Raw genomic sequence first — 4,495 nt, 5'->3', positions numbered from 1 at the left:
GACTAAAAAATCAAATTGTCCATCAATCAAAGGAATCCATACCCACCCCGAAGGGCAAGCTGGGGTTCAATAAATTGGCATTGAACATAGTGCACGCTGTTGAGTTCTCAAGAAACGGACGCACCCGAGTTTCAGCCTCGCGGCCTGCCCTCAGGGCAACCTATCTATCGTACCACCCCGGAAAGGAACCGGGCCACAAGGCCCGCGGCCGATGAAACGGCGTGAGGCACAACGCGAACGTTGGGTTCTTTCGAGGTGGGGTTTCATCTTAGGCTTGAAATCACCGAGTCGCAATGCGACTTCGAGGCTATTTGGCTAAGAAACTCGCTCACTCGGCCGGTTCGCTCTGTGTCAGTGACCCAGTCGCTTTCCGCTCCGCCGTGGCGATGAGTAAGAATTTACGCGGATCCCCGGGTCGTGCCAAATCGGGCCCGCATCCCGGGCGTGTCGCACCGGGTCAGCGTCGACGTGGCGGGAAGGACAGCCCGGTCGGGCGTGAATTCCGCGTCAGTTCACCTCGTCGGGGTGGGAACTGACGCGACCCTCGCGTTCCAGCGCGGTGATCGCCTCCACCTCCGCCTCGTCGAGCTCGAAGCCGAAGACGTCGAAGTTCTCGGCCATGCGCTCGCGACGACTCGACTTCGGGAACACGATGTGGCCGCGCTGCAGGTGCCAGCGGATGACGACCTGCGCCGGGGTCACCCCATGGGCGGTCGCGGCATCCGTCACCTCCGGGAGATCGAGCAAGGGGTACTTGCCCTGCCCGAGCGGGCCCCAGGCCTCGATCGCGATGCCGTGCTCCTCCGCGAAGGCGGCGGTCTCTGGCTGCTGGTGGGCGGGGTGCAGCTCGATCTGGTCGACGGCCGGCACGGTGTCCGTCTCGGCGAGGAGCCGCTCGAGGTGGGGCACGAGGAAGTTCGAGACGCCGATCGAACGCGTGCGCCCCGACGCGCGCAGCTGCTCGAAGGCCCGCCACGTCTCGACGTATCGGTCCTTCGCCGGCGTGGGCCAGTGGATCAGGTAGAGGTCGACGTACTCCAGGCCCAGCCGTTCGAGGCTCCGGTCGAAGGCGTCGAACACCGACTGCGTGCCCTGGTCGTCGTTCCACAGCTTCGTCGTCACGTACAGCTGCTCGCGTGGGATGCCGGACGCCGCGATCGCACGGCCGACCCCCTCCTCGTTGCCGTAGATGCGAGCGGTGTCGATGTGGCGGTACCCGATCTCGAGGGCATCGGCGACGATGTCCTCCGTCTTCTTCGGATCGACCTTGAAGACGCCGAAGCCGAGTTGCGGCACGGAGTTGCCGTCGTTGAGCTGGATTCGCGGGACGGTCGGTTGGGTCATGCCCCTCATCCCATCACGCGGGCGCCGCATCCGACAGGGGTTGCCCGTCGCCGCGCGATCGGCCATGGCCGGACATGCGCCGCCGACTCCTGCCCGCACGGCTTACGATGGAGGGCTGTGCTTCCCACGATCACGTACCCCGCCGAGCTGCCCGTCTCCGGGCAGCGAGAGGAGATCGCGCGCGCGCTCCGCGATCACCAGGTCGTGATCGTCGCCGGGGCGACCGGGTCGGGCAAGACGACGCAGCTGCCCAAGATCTGCCTCGAGCTCGGCCGCGAGTCGATCGCGCACACGCAGCCGCGCCGCATCGCCGCACGCACCATCGCCGAGCGCATCTCCGAGGAACTGCAGGTCGAGCTCGGCAGCCTCGTCGGCTACCAGGTGCGCTTCACCGACAAGGTGAGCGAGTCGACCCGCGTCAAGGTGATGACCGACGGCATCCTCCTCAACGAGATCCACCGCGACCGCGACCTCCGCCGATACGACACGATCATCATCGACGAGGCGCACGAGCGCAGCCTCAACATCGACTTCCTGCTCGGCTACCTCAAGCGACTGCTCCCCCGCCGCCCCGACCTCAAGGTCATCGTGACGAGTGCGACCATCGATCCCGAGAGCTTCGCGAAGCACTTCGCGGATGCCGCGGGCGAGCCCGCACCGGTCATCGAGGTCTCCGGCCGCACCTATCCGGTGGAGGTGCGCTACCGGCCGCTCGTGGCCGAATCGGGCGCCGGACCCGACGGGGAGGACGCCGACGACGAGGGCGCCGCCGCCGAGGACAAGGACGTGCAGCGGGGCATCCTGGACGCCCTCGACGAGCTCGAGCGGGAGTCATCCGGCGACGTGCTCGTCTTCCTCTCGGGCGAGAGCGAGATCCGCGACGCCGAGGCGGCGGTGCGCGCGCACGCGATCCGCCGCGGCGGCGTCGGCGAGACCGAGGTGCTCCCCCTCTACGGGCGCCTCTCCTCCGCCGACCAGCACCGGGTGTTCGAGCCGTCGAAGGTGGCCGGGCTGAGGCGACGGGTCGTGCTCGCCACGAACGTGGCGGAGACCAGCCTGACCGTGCCCGGCATCCGCTACGTGGTGGACGCCGGCACGGCGCGCATCAGCCGGTACTCGGTGCGCTCCAAGGTGCAGCGGCTGCCGATCGAGGCGATCTCGCAGGCATCCGCGAACCAGCGCTCGGGTCGCTCGGGGCGCACGAGCGACGGCATCGCGATCCGCCTCTACTCGGAGGAGGACTACGAGCGGCGGCCCGAGTTCACCGACCCCGAGATCCTCCGCACGAACCTGGCCGCGGTGATCCTGCAGATGGCCTCGCTCGGGCTCGGCCAGATCGAGGAGTTCCCGTTCCTCACGCCGCCCGACAGCCGCGGCATCCGCGACGGCCTCGACCTGCTGCGCGAGCTCGGCGCGATCGACGACGGCGCCGTCGGCGACGGCCCGCAGCTCACGCGCATCGGCCGCCAGCTGTCGCGCCTGCCGATCGAGCCGCGCTTCGCCCGCATGGTGCTCGAGTCGAAGGCGCAGGGCGTGTCGCGCGAGGTGCTCGCGATCGTGGCCGGCCTCACCATCCAGGATCCGCGCGAGCGGCCGCTCGAGAAGCGCGAGCAGGCCGACGGGTTCCACGCGCGGTTCGTCGACCCGACCAGCGACTTCCTCAGCCTGCTGAACCTCTGGAATCACCTCGAGGAGCAGCAGCGGCAGCTCTCGGGCAGCGCGTTCCGACGCATGTGCAAGGCGGAGTTCCTCAACTACCTGCGCGTGCGGGAGTGGCAGGACCTGTACCGCCAGCTCGTGCGGCTCGCGAAGCCGTTGGGCCTGCACGTGGCCGAACGAGCCGGCGAGCCGAACGGCGACGGGATCCACCGGGCGCTGCTCGCCGGACTGCTGTCGCAGATCGGGCTCCGCGACGACGCGAAGACGTCGACCGGACGCGGCGGGGCCGGGGCGGCCCGCGAGTCCGACCGCAAGGGCCGTCGCCAGCAGGCGGAGTTCGTCGGGGCGCGCAGCACCCGGTTCGTGATCTTCCCCGGCTCCGCGCTCGCGAAGAAGCCCCCGGCGGCGCTCATGAGCGCGGAGCTGGTCGAGACGAGCCGCCTGTTCGCGCGCACGAACGCCGCGATCGACCCGGCGTGGGCCGAGCAACTCGCCGGGCCGCTCGCGAAGCGGTCGTTCAGCGAGCCCCGGTGGGAGCGACGACAGGGCTCGGCGGTGGCCGACGAGAAGGTCACGCTGTTCGGCGTGCCCATCGTCGCGAAGCGACGCATCCAGCTCTCGCGCGTCGACCCCGTGCTGGCGCGCGAGCTCTTCATCCGGCACGCGCTCGTCGAGGAGGACTGGGACACGAGCCGGCTCGACCGGCGGTTGTTCTCGTTCGTCCGCGCGAACCGCGGCCTGCGCCGCGAGCTCGGCGAGGTCGAGGAGCGTACTCGGCGGCGGGACATCCTCGCCGGGGACGAAGCCGTCGTGGCGTTCTACGAGGCGAGGGTGCCAGCGGATGTCTCGGACACGCGCGGTTTCGAACGGTGGTGGCGCGGCGAGCACCGCCGACGCCCCGACCTGCTGACGATGACGAGGGCCGACCTGCTCGGCGCCGAGGCCGACGCCGACCGCGGCGACGGATTCCCCGACCGGTGGCGGCAGGACGACCAGACCTACTCGCTCGCCTACCGCTTCGAGCCGGGCGCCGACGACGACGGCGTGACGGTCGTCGTTCCGTTCGTGCTGCTCCCCCGGGTGCAGCCCACGGGCTTCGACTGGCAGGTGCCCGGACTTCGCGACGAGCTCATCACGGCCATGCTGCGGACCCTGCCGAAGGTGCTGCGCCGACAGGTCGTGCCCGCAGCGGAGTGGGCGGCGAAGATCGCCGCGGAGCTGCCCGACGGGCCGGAGGCCGGTGCGGCACGCGACGCCTTCCCCGCCGTCATCGCGCACACCATCCGCCGGCTCACGTTCGCCCCGGTCGACCCGTCGGACTTCGACCTCGACCGGGTGCCGCCGCACCTGCGCGTGACGTTCCGGGCCGTCGATGAGCGGGGTCGGGTCGCCGGCACCTCGAAGGACCTCGGCGAGCTGCAGGCGCGCCTCGCCGACCGCACCCGCGACGCGGTGGCGAAGGCGGTGACCGCCGCACCCGGGGGTTCCGGCC

2 protein-coding genes are annotated in these 4,495 nt (G+C 70.1%); one reads left to right on the top strand and one right to left on the bottom strand.

The window, feature by feature from the left end; translation table 11 throughout:
• Positions 1-507: 507 nt before the first annotated feature.
• Positions 508-1,344, bottom strand: a complete 837-nt coding sequence (locus tag GH736_RS17885) for an aldo/keto reductase (RefSeq protein WP_159605734.1) — start codon at positions 1,342-1,344, stop codon at positions 508-510.
• 117 nt (positions 1,345-1,461) lie between these two features.
• Between GH736_RS17885 and hrpA the strand changes: the two genes are divergently transcribed.
• Positions 1,462-4,495, top strand: a 3,034-nt coding sequence (hrpA, locus tag GH736_RS17880) for an ATP-dependent RNA helicase HrpA (RefSeq protein WP_235934419.1), incomplete at its 3' end; no start/stop codon positions are given.

The sequence above is a fragment of the Agromyces humi genome, assembly GCF_009720255.1.
Classification (GTDB): Bacteria; Actinomycetota; Actinomycetes; order Actinomycetales; family Microbacteriaceae; genus Agromyces; species Agromyces humi.
Note: the sequence above shows the minus strand (reverse complement) of the source record. Positions and strands in the feature narration are given on the sequence as shown.